The sequence below is a fragment of the Ruegeria sp. HU-ET01832 genome (assembly GCF_040371315.1).
In the GTDB taxonomy this organism is placed as follows: Bacteria; Pseudomonadota; Alphaproteobacteria; order Rhodobacterales; family Rhodobacteraceae; genus Ruegeria; species Ruegeria lacuscaerulensis_A.
Genome location: NZ_BAABWL010000003.1, coordinates 298,964 through 318,305, shown reverse-complemented (window position 1 = coordinate 318,305; position 19,342 = coordinate 298,964). Strand labels below are relative to the sequence as shown.

The following is a 19,342-nucleotide window of genomic DNA, read 5'->3' as shown; positions in this document are numbered from 1 at the left end:
GAGAACGCAGCGCATGCGCTGCTTTTCTTTGCGTTATCGGATATTGGATACAAAATCCACACTCAAATAACTAAAAAGGCGTCGGACTCAATGCACGACGCCCTTATAGCCCAAAATCTACAAAGACTATCGCAGCCGTTCGCCTGTTTCGTTGTCAAACAACATCGCCCGCTCGGCCGAGAACGAGATTCCGATTCGTGCGCCTTGCTTGCTGCGTTCATCGTCACGCTCTTCGATGATCAGCTTGTCGCCATTTGCGGTCAACAGATAAGAATAGCTGACACCGCCAAGCGCTTCGGTCAGGTCCACGGTGCAGGTATCACCTGTACGATCGACCAGAAGGTGCTCAGGCCGTATCCCCAATGTCACTTTCGTCGCATTTGCGGGGACAGAAGACGTCACCGGTACAGGATGATTGAACGCGGGGTGCGTTACACGGCCATCAACCACGTCACATTCCAAAAAGTTCATCGCTGGCGAACCAATGAACCCGGCAACGAATCTGTTGTCCGGGTCGCGGTACAAATCCATCGGAGCCCCGACCTGTTCGATCCGACCGTCTCGCAAAACAACGATCTTGTCGGCCATAGTCATCGCCTCGACCTGATCGTGGGTCACATAGATCATGGTTGCGCCGATTTCATTGTGAAGGCGCGCGATCTCAACCCGCATTTCGACCCGCAATTCGGCGTCAAGGTTCGACAACGGTTCGTCGAACAGGAACACGTCGGGACCGCGTACAATGGCCCGGCCAATGGCAACACGCTGACGCTGACCGCCGGACAAGGCCTTTGGTTTCCGTTTCAGGTATTGATCCAACTTCAGAATGGCTGAAGCCTCCTGAACCTTTTGGCTTATCTCGGCTTTCGCCACGCCGTTCATGCGCAGACCGAACCCCATATTCTCGGCCACAGTCATGTGCGGATAGAGTGCGTAAGTTTGGAACACCATCGCAACGCCACGCTTGGCTGGGTCCAGATGTGTCACATCTCTTGCGCCGATGTGGATTTCGCCTTCGGTGGTTTCCTCAAGTCCAGCAATCATCCGCAGCAGTGTGGACTTACCGCACCCTGAAGGGCCAACGAAAACACAAAACTCTCCGTCTTCGATCTGCAGATCGATTCCATGAATAACCTGCGTCTCGCCATATCGCTTGATCGCACCGTTCAGAGTGACCCCTGTCATGTCCCTTGCATCCTGTTGCTATTTCCGTTTGGGCGGGTTTCCGGGAACCGCCATGACTGCGCCTCAGCTCCGATCTGATCGGCCACGCGGCGGACCCGAGGCACCCAAGCTTGTAGCTGGGCAAAACTCATCCGCTCGGTTGACCCAGTGATCGAGATCGCCCCCAGCATGCGCCCCCCTTCTGTCAGGACCGGGCAGGCAACGCAGATGATGCCGGGCTCATGCTCTTCATCATCCACAGCATATCCGCGCTCTCGGATCGCATCCAAATCAGCACGCAATAGCTGCTCGGAAGCGAGCGTCTTGTCTGTAAAGCGGTGAAAGCTCTGCTGTGAAAGAGCTTTGGTCAGTTGGTCAGGCTCCAAATGTGCCATCATCGCCTTGCCGACACCCGTGCAATAGGCAGGACCCACCTTTCCCGCTTGCGAATACATTTCGACCGGCTGCGTCGCGTTTCTTTTGTCTACGTACAGAACCTGACCGGAATCTAGCTGCGCCAAATGAACAGTTTCCCCGGTTTCACGGCTAAGCGCGTCCAAAAATGGCCGGGCAATCGGCGCGAGCGAGCTTTGTGTCCACGCTGCGTGGGCCAGACGCACCAGACGCAGCCCCGGCGCATAGGTCTGTCTGTCGGGGTCATAAGACAACATACCCTGATTGGTCAGCGATTGGAGAAACCGATATAGCGTGGCCTTTGGGAAATCGCTGTGTTCGAGCAATTCGCCAAAGCGAACCGGACGCGCGAAAGCCGCAACCTGATCCAGCACATCACATGCTTTACCTATCGTTCCGTCACCAGCCACGGGCGCGCATTCTCCTCCACTTACCCAATGGCCGAGGCCACGAGGGTCTTGACAAGACTAACCGAGTCGATGTGTAGTTTTCAACATATAAAACTGAGTTCCACAATATGGAACCATATGGAAGCTAAGGGAGGAAACCATGCATTCCATCTACAAGCGCACAACGGCCGCGCTGGCCATGAGCGTTGCACTTGCTGTTCCGGCATATGCCGAACTGACCGGCGAGCTGCGAATCTTCCTCGATACATCGAACCCGGCGCCCCGCGCGACGATGGAAGCGATGATCGACCGTTTCGCAGCCGAGCACCCCGGACTGGAAATCGAAACCACGGTGATCGACCGTGAGGCGTACAAAACGCAGATCCGCAACTTCCTGACGGCTGACACGCCTGATGTTGCCACTTGGTATGCGGCCAACCGTATGAAACCCTATGTCGAAGCTGGCCTGTTCGAAGATGTCTCGGACCTGTGGGCGGAGCCTGAGATCGCGGAAAACCTTGCCTCGACCAAAGGTGCGATGACCATCGACGGCAAGCAGTGGGGCGTGCCCTATACCTATTACCAGTGGGGCGTTTACTACCGCAAAGACATCTTTGATGAGTTGGGCCTGTCCGAGCCGACCACCTGGGAAGAAGAACTGGCGAACTGCCAGAAGATCGTCGATTCAGGCCGCGCCTGCTACACGATCGGTACCAAGTTCCTTTGGACCGCAGGTGGCTGGTTCGATTATCTGAACATGCGTACCAACGGCTTCGATTTCCACAACCAGCTCGCCAATGGCGAAATCAGCTGGGAAGACGACCGCGTCAAACAGACTTTCGCCAACTGGAAACAGCTGATCGACATGGGCGCGTTCATCGACAATCACCAGACCTATAGCTGGCAAGAAGCCCTGCCCTTCATGGTCAATGGCGAAGCAGCGGCATATCTGATGGGTAACTTCGCCGTGGCGCCGCTGCGTGAAGCAGGCCTGTCCGACGACCAGCTGGACTTCTACCAGTTCGTGGCCATTAACCCGGACGTTGAACTGGCCGAGGACGCGCCGACCGACACGTTCCACATCCCTGCCAATGCTTCGAACAAAGAAGCCGCACGTGAATTCCTGCGCTTTGTGGTCTCGGCTGATGAACAGACCGAAATCAACAACGGTTCGAACCTTGGTCAGTTGCCGGTGAACGCCAAATCCTCGGTGGACAATGACAAGTTCCTGCAGCAGGGCTTCAACATGCTGTCATCGAACAGCCCCGGCGGCGTTGCCCAGTTCTGGGATCGTGATGCGCCTGCTGAAATGGCCAAAGTATCGATGGAAGGGTTCCAGGAATTCATGGTCAAGCCAGACAACGCTGACCGTATCCTGGCCAAGCTGGAACGCGCACGCCAGCGTATTTACGACAACTAATCCGGGCAGAGCGGGGCAAAGCCCGCTCTGATCCAGAACCTGCGTAAGGCGGGTGCCAACCCGCCTTACTCCATTGACCAAACCCCGAGATCCAAAATGTCCGCTGTCGACGTTCCCGAACAAGAAAGCTGGTTCCACAGAAACCAACAGCGTATCGCACCGTGGCTGTTTCTGGCCCCCGGCCTGCTGTTCTTCATGGTCTATGTGATCATCCCCGTCTTTCAGTCTTTCAACCTGTCGCTTTACGAATGGGACGGGCTGGGCGCGGCCGAATATGTGGGGTTTCGCAATTACGAAGACCTGTATTGGGAATGGGTCGACCGGGATGCGTTCTATACCTCGCTCAAGAACAATCTGATCTGGCTGATCCTCTATCTGGCCGCGATCCCGGCGGGCCTGTTCATCGCGCTATTTTTGAATCAGACAGTTGCGGGCATACGCCTTTATAAGTCGCTGTTCTTCTTTCCCTTCGTAATCTCTCAGGTCGTGGTAGGGCTGGTCTTTACATGGTTCTACGACCCAACCTTCGGCCTTCTGAACGAGTTTCTGGGCTTCTTCGGCCTAGGTCCGCTGAACGTGCTGGGGGATGAGCGGTTCGTGACCTATGGCATCATCGTCGCGGGCCTCTGGCCGCAGACGGCCTATTGCATGATCCTCTACCTGACCGGCCTGAACGCCGTGGACCCCGAACAGATCGAGGCCGGACGTCTGGACGGTGCAAAAGGTTGGCGGATGCTGTGGCACATCATCCTGCCCCAACTGCGCCCCGCCACCTTCATCGCCTTTGTCGTCACAATCATCGGCGCGCTGCGCAGTTTTGACCTGATCTCGATCATGACCCAGGGCGGACCGTTCGGATCGTCCCGCGTGCTGGCCTATTACATGTTCGAGGTCGCCCTGTCCGAATACGGCTTCCGCATGGGATATGGCGCCGCCATCGCCGTGATCCTGTTCCTGATCATGCTGTGTTTCATCGCTTATTTCCTGTGGTCGATGTACCGCGAAGAAAGGGGGCACTGACATGTTCCCCAAACCCATCGAAAAACAACCCCGCGCGGCCCAGATCACCTATCAGGCCATGCTGCCCATTGCCCTGCTGCTGTGGCTGGGGCCCTTGCTGGCGGTGGCGCTGTTTTCGGTCAAACCAGCGGCAGATTTCACCAATGCAAACTACTGGGGCCTGCCCTCCAGCTTTGAGGGCGCGGTCAACTATGGGCAGGTGTTCTTCAATTCCGACATGCCGCGCTACCTGCTGAATTCATTCCTGATCACCATCCCCACCGTGATCGGCGCGGTGGCGCTCAGCTGCATGACCGGCTTTGCATTGGGCATCTACAAGTTCCGCTCGAACCTGTGGATTTTCTTTCTGTTCGTCGCAGGCAATTTCGTACCCTTCCAGATCCTGATGGTGCCTGTGCGCGACCTGACGCTGGAACTTGGCCTCTACAACACCAAAACCGGGCTGGTGCTGTTTCACATCGCGTTCCAGACTGGGTTCTGCACGCTGTTCATGCGCAACTTCATCCGCGCCCTGCCCTTCGAGTTGATCGAAGCCGCACGGGTCGAAGGTATCAGCGAAGTCCGCATCTTCTGGTACGTGGTCCTGCCGCTGATGAAACCGGCGATTGCCGCGCTCAGCGTGCTGATCTTCACCTTCATCTGGAACGACTATTTCTGGGCCGTCGTGCTGACCCAAGGCGCCGAAAGCCAGCCTGTCACGGCGGGCATTACCAGCTTCAACGCCCAGTTCCGCGCAGCCTACCAACTGATGAGCGCGGGTTCGATCGTCGCAGCCCTGCCGCCTGTGGCCATGTTCTTCCTGATGCAGAAACACTTCATCGCGGGCCTGACGCTGGGGGCTGTGAAATGACATCAAATCAGAGGTTTGCAACATGGTAAAGATCGCCTTTATCGGCGCGGGCTCGACCATCTTCATGCGCAATATCGTGGGTGACGCGCTGCTGACCCCATCTCTGGCCGACAGCCACTTTGCCCTGATGGATATCGACCCCAACCGGCTGGCCGAAAGCGAGGTCGTCGCTCGCGCCATGATCCGATCGATTGGAACGGGGGCCAGTGTCACCACCCATACAGACCGCCGTGCGGCGCTGGAGGGCGCAGATTTCGTAATCACCGCCTTTCAGGTCGGTGGCTACAAGCCCTGCACGGTGACGGATTTCGAAATTCCCAAGCAATACGGCCTGCGCCAGACCATTGCCGATACTTTGGGTGTCGGCGGCATCATGCGCGGGCTGCGCACCGTGCCTGTGCTGTGGGACATCGCCCAGGACATGATGCAGCTGTGCCCCAATGCCACCCTGCTGCAATATGTGAACCCGATGGCCATCAACACCTGGGCCTTGGCCGAGCAATTTCCGGCGCTGAAGCATGTGGGCCTGTGCCATTCGGTCCAGAACACAGTCGAAGAGCTGGCCCATGATCTGGATCTGCCTAAGCACGACATCCGTTACAAGGTCGCCGGGGTGAACCACGTTGCCTTCTTCCTGCGGCTAGAGCATCAGGGGCGCGACCTCTACCCCGCCTTGCGGCAGGGATATGCCAGTGGGCAAATTCCGAAGCCACCGCTGCTGATGCCGCGATGCCCCAACAAGGTGCGGTATGAGGTGATGGATCATCTGGGGTATTTCTGCACTGAAAGTTCTGAACATCTGGCCGAATATGTGCCATGGTTCATCAAGGACGGACGCCCGGACCTGATCGAGCAGTTCTCGATCCCGCTGGACGAATATCCCACCCGCTGCGAGGAGCAGGTCGCCGCTTGGCAGGAACAGGCCAAGACACTGACGGATGGGCGCGATATCGACGTGACCCGCAGCCATGAATTCGCCGCCGACCTGATGAACGCCATCGTCACTGACACGCCCTATGTCGCTTACGGCAACCTTCCCAACACGGGCCAAATCCCGCAATTGCCGCTGGGCGCTGCGGTCGAAACCCCCTGTCTGGTGGACAGCAACGGTGTGCAGCCTTCGGTCGTGACCGACATCCCGCCGCAACTGATCGCGCTGATGCGCAGCCAGATCAACGTGCAGGAACTGACAGTCCGCGCGCTGGTCGACCAGAACCCTGAACACATCTATCACGCCGCGATGATGGACCCCCACACCGCCGCCGAGCTGGACCTGCGCCAGATCCGCCATCTGGTCAGTGATCTGCTGACCGCGCATTCCGACTGGTTGCCGGACTGGTGCCAGCCCGCCAAAGCCGCTTGAAAGGGCTTCGCAAATGACCAAGAAACGCCGATCAGAACATTGGTATGGAAAGCTGGACAAGGACGGGTTCATCCACCGCTCGTGGATGAAAAACCAGGGCTTTCCAGACCACGCTTTTGATGGCCGCCCCATCATCGGCATCTGCAACACATGGTCGGAACTGACACCCTGCAACTCGGGCCTGCGCGATCTGGCCGAGGGCGTAAAGCGTGGCGTGTGGGAGGCAGGTGGCTTCCCTGTCGAATTCCCGGTCATGTCGCTGGGCGAGACTCAGATGAAGCCCACCGCAATGCTGTTCCGCAACCTGCTGGCCATGGATGTAGAGGAATCCATCCGCGCCTATGGCATTGACGGTGTCGTCCTGCTGGGCGGGTGCGACAAGACCACGCCGGGCCAGTTGATGGGCGCGGCCTCGGTCGATCTGCCGTCGATCGTGGTCAGTTCCGGCCCGATGCTGAACGGCAAGTTCAAGGGCAAAGATATCGGCTCGGGCACGGATGTGTGGAAGTTCTCGGAAGAGGTCCGCGCTGGCGAAATGACCCTACAGGATTTCATGAACGCCGAATCCGGCATGTCGCGCAGTAAGGGTGTCTGCATGACCATGGGCACGGCCTCCACTATGGCGTCCTTGGTTGAGGCAATGGGCATGTCCCTGCCCACCAATGCTGCTCTGCCCGCAGTTGATGCGCGCCGCATGGCACTGGCGCATCTGACCGGAAAACGGATTGTCGAGATGGTGGACGAAGACCTCAAACCCTCAGATATCCTGACCAAAGAGGCATTTCAGAACGCAATCCTGACCAATGCCGCCGTGGGCGGGTCGACCAACGCGGTGGTTCACCTGCTGGCGCTGGCGGGTCGCGTGGGCGTGGACCTGACGCTGAAGGATTTTGAAATCGGGTCGGAAATCCCGCTGCTGGTGAACTGTATGCCCTCGGGCCAATACCTGATGGAGGATTTCTGCTATGCCGGTGGTGTTCCGGTGGTGCTGAACGAGCTCAAACCCTTCCTGCGGCCAGCGAAAACGGTTCTGAACAAGGATATCTCGGCCCATTTTGACGGTGCTGAGTGTTATAACTCCGATGTTATCCGGCCCTTTGACGATCCGGTCAAACCTGCGGCGGGCCTGCGGGTTTTACGCGGCAATCTCGCGCCCAACGGAGCCATCGTGAAACCTTCGGCGGCGACAGATGAATTGCTGGAAACCGAAGCCGAAGCCTATGTTTTTGAAAGCATCGAAGACCTGAAGGCCAATATCGACCGCGATGATCTGCCGGTGACGCCCGAGACCATTCTGGTGCTCAAGGGCTGCGGCCCCAAGGGCTATCCGGGCATGCCCGAGGTCGGCAACATGCCGATCCCGGCCAAGTTGGTCAAAGAAGGCGTGCGCGACATGATCCGCATCTCGGACGCGCGCATGTCGGGCACCGCCTTCGGCACCGTCATCCTGCATGTCAGCCCCGAGGCGCAGGCGGGCGGCACGCTGGCGTTGGTCAAGACCGGTGACCGCATCCGTGTATCGGCCAGCAATGGCGAACTGGAACTGCTGGTGGATGAAAAGGAGCTGGACGCCCGCCGCGCCGCGTGGCAACCGGACGATCCGCATTACACCCGCGGCTATGCCCGGCTTTACATCGACCATGTTCTGCAAGCCGATCAGGGCGCGGATCTTGATTTTCTGGTGGGCAAAGACACCCGCCTTGTCACCCGAGAGAGCCACTGATGACCCAACCCGCCACCTTCCACGACCTGAACGGGGCCTCGGTCTACATCACCGGCGGTGGGTCCGGCGTGGGTGCAGCCCTGACCGATGGGTTCATGGCGCAAGGGGCCAATGTAGCCTTTATCGGACGCTCAGACGCCAGCGAATTTGTCGAGCAGATGCGCGACAAGCACGGTCGCGCACCCTTGTTCCTGCAAGGAGACATGACCGATACCGACTTGCTGCACGCCACCATGCAACAGGCCGCCCAGGCACATGGCCCCCTGAACGTGCTGGTCAACAACGCTGCCAATGACAAGCGCCACTCGCTTGAAGAAACAACGCCCGAATTCTGGGACTGGATGATCGAGGTCAACCTGAAAGCTTATTTCTTTGCCTGCCAGCAGGCCGCGCAGCAGATGACGGCGGGCGGGGCGATCATCAATTTCAGCTCGATCAGCTACATGATGGGGAATGCGGGCTATCCCATCTACACCACCGCGAATGCCGGTATCACCGGCATGACCCGGTCGCTTGCGCGTGAGCTCGGGCCCCAGAACATCCGTGTCAACGCCCTGGCCCCCGGCTGGGTTCTGACGCAAAAACAGCTTGATATGTGGGCCACGCCCGACGATCTGGCCGCCCACATGGAACGGCAGTGCCTCAAGGAGCACTTGACCCCCGAAGACATGATTGCGCCTACCTTGTTTCTGGCCTCAAACGCCAGCCGCGCCATGACCGGACAGTGCATGGTGGTGGATGGCGGCGTCGTGGTAACGGGGTAGCACCATGAGTATTGAATGGATTGCAGCGGATTGGGGCACCTCTCACTTGCGGGTTTGGGCCATGCAGGGCGGCAACGTTCTGGATCAGGCTCAATCCGACAAAGGGATGGGTAAGCTTCCGAAAGATGGGTTTCAAAACGCGCTGTTGGAACTGATCGATGACTGGTTAGGTGACGCACCGGTCGATGTCGTCGCTTGCGGCATGGTCGGTGCGCGCCAGGGTTGGGTTGAGGCCCCCTACTCGGCCGTGCCAACGGCCCCGGTGCCCGAAACGCCTATTCGTGTACCAAATACAGACCCACGCATTCGCGCTTTTGTAGTGCCCGGCCTGAAACAGGCTGCCCCGCCAGATGTGATGCGTGGCGAGGAAACGCAAATCGCTGGTTTCCTGTCTGGGCGCAAGAACTGGGATGGTGTGATATGCCTGCCCGGAACGCATACCAAATGGGTTCAAGTCAGCGCCGACGAGGTCGTCAGCTTCCGAACTTTCATGACCGGCGAGATGTTCAGTCTGCTTAGTGAGCAATCTGTTCTCAGACACTCAGTCGGTGACGGCTGGGATCAGGACGCTTTTGCCGAGGCCACGGCAGACACCCTGTCGAAACCCGAACAGATGGCGGCACGCTTGTTTGGGCTGCGCGCATCGGATTTGTTGAACGCAGATGATCCGGGCGCCGCGCGCGCGCGATTGTCCGGTTACCTCATCGGGGCAGAACTGGCCGCCACCCGCCCCTACTGGCTGGGGCAACAAATCGCAATCATCGGGGCCGACAACCTTTCTAAAATCTATGCGCACGCGCTTAAACAGCAGGGCGCATTTGTTGAAATTGCGAACAATACCCAGGCCACTCTGGAGGGTCTGCGGCAAGCCCGGAACCGCACGAGGCAAACAGCATGAGCAGACCCATTATCGCCATTCTCAGAGGGCTGCGTCCTACCGAAGCTGCAGATGTAGGCGCCGCCCTGATCGACGCTGGCATCGACAAAATCGAAGTTCCGCTGAACTCTCCCGACCCGCTCGAAAGCATCGGGATTCTAGCCGACAAATACGGCGAAAAATCCCTGATTGGCGCTGGTACGGTCTTGGCCACAGATCAAGTGGAAGCCGTGGCCGGTGTCGGAGGTAAGCTGATCGTTTCACCGAATTGCGACATCGACGTCATCAAACGATCGGTCAGGCTGAACCTTCAAAGCTGGCCAGGCATCTATACACCTACCGAGGCGTTCAATGCTCTCAAGGCCGGGGCAACCGGCCTTAAGCTGTTTCCCGGCGTAATGGCAGGCCCCGCGGGTTTGGCTGCATTGCGCCCCATTTTGCCTGGAGGCACACAAGTCTTCGCCGTCGGTGGCGCAGGCCCTGAAAACTTTGGAGAGTGGATCAACGCCGGCGCAGATGGGTTCGGCATAGGATCAGCCCTGTTCAAACCGGGTATGTCAGTGTCCGAGATTGCCGAGCGCGCCCGCAAGATCGTTGCGGCCTATGACAAGGCGGTTGGATGAACTCCGTCTACGACGATCGCCCCTGCGAGCTGGGCGAGGGGCCGCTGTGGCACCCCGGTCGGCGACAGCTGTTCTGGTTCGACATTCTTGGCAAACGGCTGCTCACGCAACGTGACGGTGTGCCCCAAAGCTGGCAATTCGATGAACATGTCTCAGCCGCAGGGTGGGTCAACCGGGGCGTGCTGCTTATTGCGTCTGAAACCGGCCTGTGGCGGTTCAGCCTGGACACTGGCGAAAAAGAGTTGATCGCAACACTAGAGGCAGAGAATTCCATAACGCGCTCGAATGATGGCCGGGCTGATCCGTGGGGCGGGTTCTGGATCGGAACGATGGGCAAGAACGCGGAACATGGGGCTGGATCGATCTATCGGTTCTGGCGCGGCGAAGTCCGCCGTTTGGTGCCAGATGTCACGATCTCGAACGCCATCTGTTTCGCGCCGGACCGATCCTGTGCCTATTTTTCTGACACAATGACCAAACAGGTTATGCGCTGGTCGCTGAACCCTCAGACTGGCTGGCCGGAAGGCGACAGCGCCGTTTTCCTTGACCTGCGCGATGATCACCTGAACCCTGACGGCGCGGTGGTAGATACCGAAGGCCAGATATGGATCGCGCAATGGGGTGCGCATCGCGTCGCAGTGTATTCTCCTGACGGGCAGTTCCTGAAAGCCGTGACCTTTGACGCAGCGCATACGTCATGCCCGGCGTTTGGAGGCGACGATTTGACAACCCTTTTCTGCACAACCGCGCGCCAAGGGCTGGATGCCGAAACGCTTAGAAACCATCCCACAAACGGTATGACCTTTGCCGCACCAAATGCGGGGCAAGGACAGCCAGAACACAGAGTGATCCTATGACTCCCGAACTCGGCGTCTGCTATTACCCCGAACACTGGCCAGAAGAAAATTGGGCTGAGGATGCCGCCCGCATGGTCGAGACCGGGCTGTCCTGGGTACGCATTGGCGAATTCGCCTGGAGTCGGATGGAGCCTACTCCAGGCGATTTGCAATTCGACTGGCTGGATCGGGCCATTGAAACACTCGGTGCAGCCGGTCTGAAAGTGGTTCTGGGAACCCCGACTGCCACACCTCCGCGGTGGATGATTGAGAAACATCCTGACATGCTGGCAATGAATCCGGATGGAAGCCCGCGCAAATTTGGTTCTCGCAGGCACTACTGCTTTAGCCATGAAGGTTATGTCGCGGAATGCGCGCGGATCACCCGTATCATGGGCGAACGCTATGGCCGAAACGCTCATATCGCAGCATGGCAGATCGACAATGAATACGGCTGCCACGAAACCACCCTCAGCTATAGCCCAGTCGCGCTTGCCGCGTTTCAGAACTGGCTTGAAGCGGAATATGGCTCGATTGACACGTTAAATACGGCGTGGGGTAATGTGTTCTGGTCGATGGAATATGACGGGTTCGACCAGATTGACCTGCCCAACCTGACTGTGACTGAACCCAACCCCGCCCATGTTCTGGCCTTTCGCCGGTTCAGCTCGGATCAGGTGGTGGTGTTCAACAAAGCACAAGTGGACGTGTTACGCGGGCAGACCGACGCGCCGTTGTTGCACAATTACATGGGTCGCGTGCTGGAGTTCGACCATTTCAAGGTGGGCGAGGACTTGGATATCGCCACGTGGGATAGCTATCCGATCGGTTTTCTGTCGGACCGTCTTGAGGAGGATGAGGCGCACAAGACCGCCTTTTTGCAACAGGGTGATCCTGACATGCAAGCCTTCCACCACGACCTCTACCGCGCCGTGGGGCGGGGCCGCTGGTGGGTGATGGAGCAACAACCCGGCCCGGTGAACTGGGCCCCATACAACCCGGCGCCGCTGCCGGGTATGGTCAAGCTCTGGTCGCTTGAGGCTGTCGCCCATGGGGCCGAAGTGGTCAGCTACTTCCGCTGGCGTCAGGCACCGTTCGCACAAGAACAGATGCATGCCGGGCTTTTGACGCCGAATGATCGCCCGGCCCCCGGATTAGCTGAGGCGCGGGAAACTGCAGACACCTTAGCCGAAATCGGTCAAGTGGCCCAAACAAGGGCGGACGCTGCCATTCTGTTCGACTATGCCTCGGATTGGGCATGGGCGACACAACCTCAAGGCGCTGGGTTTGATTACTTCCGGCTGGTGTTCTCGGCCTATCGCGCCCTGCGCCGGGCGGGGCTGTCGGTGGATTTCCTTTCACCCGACACAATCCCAGAGAACGGATACAAAATCATTCTGGCACCGGGCCTGGCGACAATCGACAAAGACCTTGAACATCGCATCCGACAGGGATGCACTCTGGCGATCCTTGGACCGCGCAGCGGGGCGATCACCCACGATTTTCAGATCCCAAGCACAGGCCGCCCCGGATTAACCGGATTGGACAGCGAAGTTGATCTGATTGAGACCTTGCCACCGTCGATCCAACGAAACGTCACAGGTGGTGGTGCGGCCCAGCATTGGGTCGAGCGGTTGTCGGGCACAGCTCCGGCCTTGTTGACTCATGCGGATGGAACCCCAGTACTTACAGGTACAGATACCCTTTGGTACCTCGCTGGGTTTCCCGATGAGCCTCTATGGGATCGCGTCGTTCAAATGGCGGCCCAACATACCGGATTGAAACTGCATCCTGTTCCCGGTGGCCTGCGCCGCCGCGAGACTGAACACCACGTGTTCCTGATCAACTACAACGCGACACCGGTCACGTGGAACGGGCACGTGATTGATGCCTGTGATGTATTGATCGTTGAGAAAGAAACGCCCGCCGAAGGATAATTCCGGCGCGCGTGATTGACGTCGCTAGTCTGTCTTCAGACTGTTCGGATCAAAGGCCCCGCCGAACCCACCGTTTGTCGACGGCTGCGGCTCCGAGCTCGACTCCTCGTCGCCTCCGCCCAACGTGTTCGGTGCAAACACATTGCCAAACCCGCTGTTGTTTGACGGTTTCGGCGTTGATTGCGCACCACCCTGTTCGGCCTCTTCCGCTTCGCGCTGTTTGCGGCGTTCTTCACGTTGCTTGCGCAGTTCTTGAATACGTTGCTCTGCCTCAAGCTGCTTTTGCTCTTTGACGCTGGCGATGCATTGCGCAGGATTATAGGCTGTCGCGGTACCAACCACGGTGATCGTGGCCACGCCGAAGACAACCACCAAAAGGGCCGCCACGTTGCCCGCGAAGAAGCTGGGCAACTTGATCTTGCCCGCCAATTCCTCGACCGTGGCGTTCTTGCGCGCGGCGGCCACCAGCTCCTGCCGTTTCAGCTTGGCCTCATTCAGCAGAGCAAAGAACACAGTTAGCGCCACGATGATGAAGGCCAAAGCCGAGATCGAAGGCGTGATGCCGTACCGCACCTTTTGCGCCAGTTCGATGGTCAGCGTCGGGTATTCGCCAAAGGTGAAAGTGGTGGTGTTGTAGTTTTCGAACGATGCAAGAAACGCCAGCACTGCGGCGCTTGCAATCGCCGGACGCATGAAGGGCAGCAGGATCTTGCGGAATGCCTGTGCATGGGTCGCGCCAAGGTCCAGCGCGGCCTCGGTCAAGGCCACGTCATACCGCTGCAGACGCGCCACCAGAACCAGCATGCAGTAACTGGCGATAAAGGTGGACTGGCCAATCACCGTCAGGAAGATGCCGTTCGACAACACACTATCCGCGCCCAGCCCGAGCATCCGGTTGATCCGGTCCCAGAACACCAGTGTCGAAATCCCCAGCACAACGCCGGGGATCAGGATCGGCGCGATGATGATAGTGTAATAAGTCGCGCGCAGCTTGGGCCAGATTTGGGTCAGCATCAGCGCCCCCGCCAGCCCCATCGCAACCGACAAAACCACCGTACCGGCCCCGATGATCAGCGAGTTCTTGATGCCATTCAGGATACGCTGATCCTGAAACAGTTCTCCGAACCACTGGAAGGTCAGACATTCCCACGGGGTCATCCGTGGGAACGCGGACGAGTTGAAGGCTGTGACTGACATGATCACCAGCGGGCCCAGCAGATACAGGAAGAAGATCGCCAGATAGACCCAGATGCTAATACGCAGGAAGGACAGGTTCATTTCCCGATATCCCCCATATTCACCTTGAACAGGCGCATCACGGCCAGCACGAACAGGATACAGGTCACCAGCAGCACGATGGCGTAGGCGGCCCCCTGCGGCCAGTCATTATTATCGTTGAACTGCTGATAGATCAGCTGCGTGAACCACAAGCTGGACGGCCCGCCCAGAATCTGCGGCGCGGCCAGCGCACCGGCCGACAGCATGAACACCATCGTACAGCCCGAGCTGATCCCCGGCTTGGCGTAAGGAATAACTACCCGCCAGTGAATACGCCACCAGGGCGCACCCAGATCCCGTGCGGCCTCGATCTGGTTGTGGTCCAGACTTTCGATCACGTTATAGATCGGGAAAATCATCAGCAGGATGTAGGCATAGCCAAGCCCTGCATAGAGCGCGATATCGTTGCGGATAAAGTCAAACGGCGTATCCCAGATGCCCAGCCCCATGAACAAGGTATTCAGCACACCTGTCTCGCCAAAGATAATCCGCAAAGCAAAGGCACGCAGGATTTCGTTAATCCAGTAGGGGATGATCAGCATGATCGCAAAGATGCGGATGTGGCTGCCTTTGGACTGTCCCAGATAATAGGCGATCGGGTAGCACAGGATCAGGTTGAAAATCGTCACACAGACCGCAGCCAGCAAAGTGCGGAAAAACACGCGCAGATCAACTGCGTTATAGTCCTGACTGCCGCCTTCGGGGCCGTAGATCAGGTATTTGTAGTTCTCCAGCGTATAGACATCCTTTGGCCCGCCAATCTCGGGCGGAGGCAGGTTGGGCCGGAACGAGAAATCCAGCATCGACAACTGAGGCAAAATGATCAGACCGATGGTCCAGAAGATCACCAGACCCAGGATCGCCAACCCCATGCCGGTGCCGTTGCGGTTGAAGAATTCTTTCAGAAAACGGGGCATGTGATTTCCCCTATTCCGCAGCCAGCTCACCTGCCGGAACCAGAACCGCGTTGCGGGTCTCGTATTCCAGCCGGATGGTCTGGCCTGTGTGATCCTCGAAGGATTGCCCGACATTGGGCAGGGATACCTTGATCTCTTTACCACCGTCGCCTTCGGTGAAGATGTTGAAGACGTTGCCTTCGAATTCCTCATGCTTCACACGTGCCGTAACGCAGTGGTCGCCCGGGGCGTCATCGGAAGCGATAGCAAAAGCTTCGGGCCGGACGAACATCATTGCGTCATCTCCTTCGCGCATCTTCCCTTGATTGGCGGTTGAAATCCGCGCTACAAGATCGCCCGTGCGATTGGTCGAGATCACGGCTTCAGTCCCCATGACCTGCTTGATCTTTCCTCGGAACACGTTGTTTTCCCCAACGAACGAGGCCGCAAAAGCCGTGTTTGGGTCATTGTAAATCGTCTTGCCGTCAGCAATCTGGTCGATCACACCCGCCCGCATCACGGCGATGTTGTCGGACATGGTCAGCGCCTCGCCTTGATCGTGGGTGATGTAAATAAAAGTAATCCCCACACGTTGCTGAATCTCGCGCAGTTCGGTGCGCATATGCTGGCGCAGCTTCAGGTCCAGCGCCGAGAGCGGCTCGTCCAGCAGCAATACGTCGGGTTCGGCGCACAGGGCGCGCGCGATGGCCACACGCTGACGCTGGCCGCCTGAGAGTTCACTAGGCAGTTTGTCGCCCTGCCCCGGCAAGGCGATCATGTCCAGCAACTCATCCGCGCGTTTGCGGCGCTCTCTGGCACTGGCTCCTTTGATTTCCATTGAGAAGGTGATGTTCTCCCAGACCTTCATCAGCGGAAACAGCGCGAGGTTCTGGAAGATCAGTGCAGTGGGCCGTTTGTTCGGGCCGATCCCGCGCATGTCGTTGCCACCGATCAGAACCTTGCCTTCGCTGGGATCAAGAAAGCCGGAAACAGCCCGCAAGATCGTCGTCTTGCCGCAGCCCGAGGGGCCAAGGAACGAAAAGAAATCCCCCCCGTTGATGTTCACATTAGCATCCCGCACGGCGACGAAATCGCCGAACCGAATCCACAGGTTTTCCAGATCTACACCGACCCCTGCACTCATTTTAGGTATCTCCGTCTGGTGCGGATAGGGACCACACCGATATTGGGTCCGTCACGCCAAAGCGCACGGATGGATGGCCCCCCGCGACATCGCGGAGGGCTTCGTTTCAAAGCGATCAGGCGCTTTTGAACTTGTTGACGAACTCAGTCCGGGTTTCGGCGTACCACGGTGCCTCAGCCGGCCACGGGTTGAGGTTGGCCAGCGAGTCGCCCGGATAAGCCTCGGCAAAGTTCTTCTTGTAGGTGTCGCCCGAATATTGATCGGCACCCAGAACGGGCGAGTTATAGCCGTGGCTGTCGATCGCCACACCAGCCGGCTTCGCCTGATAGGCAAAGTCGATGAAGGCGTAGATCTGATCGATATTTGTCGCACCGGTCGGAATCGACATACCGTCAACCCAGGCCATCGCACCTTCGACAGGGGCTTGGTAGTGTACAGGCTCGCCTGCTGATTTCAGCGCCAGCGGTGGGCCGTCCCAAGTCTGACCAACCACAACACCTTCGTTCAGCAGACCGTTTTTCTGAGTATCCGCGTCATTCCAGATCAGCTTGATCCGGTTCTTGCGCTCGATGCACCAGTCGGCGATCTGGCCCCAAACCTTGCGCATGGTGTCTTCGTCACCATAAGCGGCCCAGACCGAACCCGGTTCCATCTCACCGGAACGTTCCATGTAAAGACCTGCGCCCAGCATCATCGAATGCGCGCGACCCATGGTTTTGCCCGCGTTCTCCTCGGACCATACATCGCCATAAGACGGCGCATCGCCTTCGGGCAGCCATAGATCGGTGCGATAGGCAATGCCCTCGGTGCCCCAGATATGCGGCAGCCAATGCACGCCCGCATCGCCAAAGTTCCACGCATCCGTGCCAATTGCGGCCATCGCCGGGTTCACCAGATCAATCGGCACCTTGTTCATGTCGAAGGGCTGCAACAGCTCCAGCGGTTCCCACTGCAAGGACCGGTTGTTGGTGGGCGAGACGATGTCAAAGCCCTGGCCTTTGGTGGCCTTCATCTTGTTGATGATCTCTTCGTTCGAACCAATACCAGTATAGTTGACCTTGATTCCGGTCAGGGTTTCAAACTCCTGCAGGAAGGACGGCGGCAGGTAGTCCGACCACATCAGGATGTTGATTTCACCCGACGAGGCCAGCGCGCTTTTGCTATAAAGCGGGGCAGCCAGCGCCGCCGCACCAGCGCCTTTCAGGACTGTCCGCCGGGACAGGGTCTTGAATTCAGTCATAGTTGTATCTCCCGTTTTCATTAGTTTTTTGTTTTTGTGTTTACACGCTAGACCTTTGCGAGACCTCTGTCAGTCCAAAAGTGACAGTTATCAGTTTTCATAGGTCCAGTTTGCGCTGCTCTCTTGCACGATCCTGTGCGCAATTCAGCAAATGCACGGCTCTGGCCCGAAAAACATCAAAATTGCAGAAACGTTAAAAATATGCCGCTTGATCCACATGCCGATAAATGAGGCAAAACGGAGCAGACCCGCTTACATGTCGAGTGAAGCAGGCAAAACCAGATATGAGAGTGCTTTAGTGATTTCCAGAAGAATCAGGATGTTGCGCGCATGCTTTTGCCATCATGGAACAAGTGAACTTTCTCAGGGCTAGCCGAGACTCCGACTGTTTGCCCTCTTTTGCCGCGTTGAATCCCTTGCAATTTGGCAATGACGGCTTCGGCGCCTTTACGACTCTCGAAATACAGCAAAGTCACCTCGCCCAATGCTTCTGTGAAATCGACAACGCCTTCGAACGCAGGGTTTTCATCGGTGGGTACAAAGTCTTCGGGCCGGATGCCAACATTGACCTGCTTGCCAATGTCTTGCTCTTGGGTCGCGATACTGCTTGTAACCGTTCCGCCTGAATCCAGATCAACCACCGTCTCGGAACCAGTTTGCACGATGACACCTGGCAACAGGTTCATCGCCGGAGAGCCTATGAACTGCGCGACAAACTCATTGTCGGGTGTTTCATACAACTCCAACGGAGTACCAACCTGTGCGATACCCTTGTTGGCCAGAACAACAATCCGAGTGGCCAGTGTCATGGCCTCAACTTGATCGTGGGTCACGTAGATCATTGTGCTGTCGGGCATCGCCTCTTTCAGGCGCGCAATTTCAATGCGCGTCGCAACACGCAGGGCCGCGTCGAGGTTCGAAAGCGGTTCGTCGAACAGATAGACCTTGGGATCGCGCACAATGGCCCGCCCAATGGCAACCCGCTGACGCTGCCCCCCGGACAGAGCCTTGGGCAAACGGTCCAGAAACGGTTCAAGCTGAAGTATACGCGCGGCGCGTTCGACAGCGGCATCCACATCCGCCGCAGGCATTTTGGCGATCTTGAGGGCAAAGGCCATATTCTCGCGCACGGTCATGTGGGGATAAAGCGCATAGCTTTGGAACACCATCGCAATGCCGCGCTGCGCCGGGGGCACATCGTTCATCACCTGCCCTTCGATCTCAAGCGTCCCGCCCGAGATCTTCTCCAGCCCTGCAATCATACGTAGCAAGGTGGACTTACCGCAGCCCGAAGGGCCGACGAAAACGATCAGCTCGCCCCGGTCAATGTCCAGATTGATGTTCTTCAGAACATCCACATGACCATATGTCTTGGCCACGTCCGTGAGTTTGAGTTCAGACATA

General features: G+C 57.9%; 17 protein-coding genes. 10 read left to right on the top strand and 7 right to left on the bottom strand.

The annotated features are described in order from the left end of the window. Positions 1-126 precede the first annotated feature (126 nt). Together ABWV79_RS11415 and ABWV79_RS11410 are read right to left on the bottom strand one after the other, a co-directional pair. Positions 127-1,185, bottom strand: a complete 1,059-nt coding sequence (locus tag ABWV79_RS11415) for an ABC transporter ATP-binding protein (RefSeq protein WP_353392039.1) — start codon at positions 1,183-1,185, stop codon at positions 127-129. Then, positions 1,182-1,988 (bottom strand): IclR family transcriptional regulator, encoded by an 807-nt coding sequence (locus tag ABWV79_RS11410; RefSeq protein ID WP_353392037.1) that lies wholly within the window; start codon positions 1,986-1,988, stop codon positions 1,182-1,184. Before ABWV79_RS11410 ends, ABWV79_RS11415 begins: the two co-directional genes overlap by 4 nt. A 139-nt stretch (positions 1,989-2,127) precedes the next feature. Between ABWV79_RS11410 and ABWV79_RS11405 the strand changes: the two genes are divergently transcribed. The 10 genes from ABWV79_RS11405 (at position 2,128) to ABWV79_RS11360 (ending at position 13,380) form a co-directional block, all read left to right on the top strand. After that, entirely contained in the window at positions 2,128-3,387 is a 1,260-nt protein-coding gene (locus tag ABWV79_RS11405; protein ID WP_170355111.1) for an ABC transporter substrate-binding protein, read from the top strand. Between the two features lie 96 nt (positions 3,388-3,483). Continuing rightward, a complete protein-coding gene (locus ABWV79_RS11400; protein WP_353392034.1) occupies positions 3,484-4,407 on the top strand; it encodes a carbohydrate ABC transporter permease in 924 nt (307 codons plus the stop codon). Between the two features lies 1 nt (position 4,408). Next, positions 4,409-5,257 carry a carbohydrate ABC transporter permease gene (locus ABWV79_RS11395; protein WP_170355113.1) on the top strand — a complete coding sequence of 283 codons (849 nt, stop codon included), beginning with the start codon at positions 4,409-4,411 and terminating at the stop codon, positions 5,255-5,257. Positions 5,258-5,279: 22 nt separating this feature from the next. Further along, positions 5,280-6,620: an alpha-glucosidase/alpha-galactosidase gene (locus ABWV79_RS11390; RefSeq protein ID WP_353392032.1), complete on the top strand. Its 1,341-nt coding sequence runs from the start codon at positions 5,280-5,282 to the stop codon at positions 6,618-6,620. A 13-nt stretch (positions 6,621-6,633) separates the two neighbouring features. Then, positions 6,634-8,343, top strand: coding sequence for an IlvD/Edd family dehydratase (locus tag ABWV79_RS11385; protein ID WP_353392030.1), 1,710 nt, complete (start codon positions 6,634-6,636; stop codon positions 8,341-8,343). Further along, positions 8,343-9,107, top strand: coding sequence for an SDR family NAD(P)-dependent oxidoreductase (locus ABWV79_RS11380; RefSeq protein WP_170355116.1), 765 nt, complete (start codon positions 8,343-8,345; stop codon positions 9,105-9,107). Before ABWV79_RS11385 ends, ABWV79_RS11380 begins: the two co-directional genes overlap by 1 nt. A gap of 4 nt (positions 9,108-9,111) precedes the next feature. Beyond that, entirely contained in the window at positions 9,112-10,005 is an 894-nt protein-coding gene (locus ABWV79_RS11375) for a 2-dehydro-3-deoxygalactonokinase (RefSeq protein ID WP_353392028.1), read from the top strand. After that, positions 10,002-10,607 carry a 2-dehydro-3-deoxy-6-phosphogalactonate aldolase gene (locus ABWV79_RS11370; RefSeq protein WP_353392026.1) on the top strand — a complete coding sequence of 202 codons (606 nt, stop codon included), beginning with the start codon at positions 10,002-10,004 and terminating at the stop codon, positions 10,605-10,607. Before ABWV79_RS11375 ends, ABWV79_RS11370 begins: the two co-directional genes overlap by 4 nt. After that, positions 10,604-11,464 (top strand): SMP-30/gluconolactonase/LRE family protein, encoded by an 861-nt coding sequence (locus tag ABWV79_RS11365; protein ID WP_353392024.1) that lies wholly within the window; start codon positions 10,604-10,606, stop codon positions 11,462-11,464. The genes ABWV79_RS11370 and ABWV79_RS11365 overlap by 4 nt, the downstream gene beginning before the upstream one ends. After that, the gene (locus ABWV79_RS11360; RefSeq protein ID WP_353392022.1) at positions 11,461-13,380 is read left to right on the top strand and encodes a beta-galactosidase; all 1,920 of its coding nucleotides are present in this window, start codon (positions 11,461-11,463) and stop codon (positions 13,378-13,380) included. Before ABWV79_RS11365 ends, ABWV79_RS11360 begins: the two co-directional genes overlap by 4 nt. Positions 13,381-13,404: 24 nt before the next feature. Here ABWV79_RS11360 and ABWV79_RS11355 read toward each other — a convergent pair whose 3' ends face one another. From ABWV79_RS11355 to ABWV79_RS11335, 5 genes are all read right to left on the bottom strand, one after another. Further along, positions 13,405-14,658, bottom strand: coding sequence for an ABC transporter permease (locus ABWV79_RS11355; RefSeq protein ID WP_353392020.1), 1,254 nt, complete (start codon positions 14,656-14,658; stop codon positions 13,405-13,407). After that, complete coding sequence (locus tag ABWV79_RS11350) at positions 14,655-15,575, bottom strand: ABC transporter permease (RefSeq protein WP_170355122.1); 921 nt, start codon at positions 15,573-15,575, stop codon at positions 14,655-14,657. The genes ABWV79_RS11355 and ABWV79_RS11350 overlap by 4 nt, the downstream gene beginning before the upstream one ends. A gap of 10 nt (positions 15,576-15,585) precedes the next feature. After that, complete coding sequence (locus tag ABWV79_RS11345) at positions 15,586-16,698, bottom strand: ABC transporter ATP-binding protein (protein WP_353392018.1); 1,113 nt, start codon at positions 16,696-16,698, stop codon at positions 15,586-15,588. Positions 16,699-16,813: 115 nt separating this feature from the next. Next, on the bottom strand, positions 16,814-17,938 hold the full coding sequence (locus ABWV79_RS11340) for an extracellular solute-binding protein (RefSeq protein WP_170355124.1): 1,125 nt from the start codon (positions 17,936-17,938) through the stop codon (positions 16,814-16,816). A gap of 314 nt (positions 17,939-18,252) precedes the next feature. Beyond that, positions 18,253-19,341, bottom strand: coding sequence for an ABC transporter ATP-binding protein (locus ABWV79_RS11335; protein WP_170355125.1), 1,089 nt, complete (start codon positions 19,339-19,341; stop codon positions 18,253-18,255). Position 19,342: the final 1 nt, after the last annotated feature.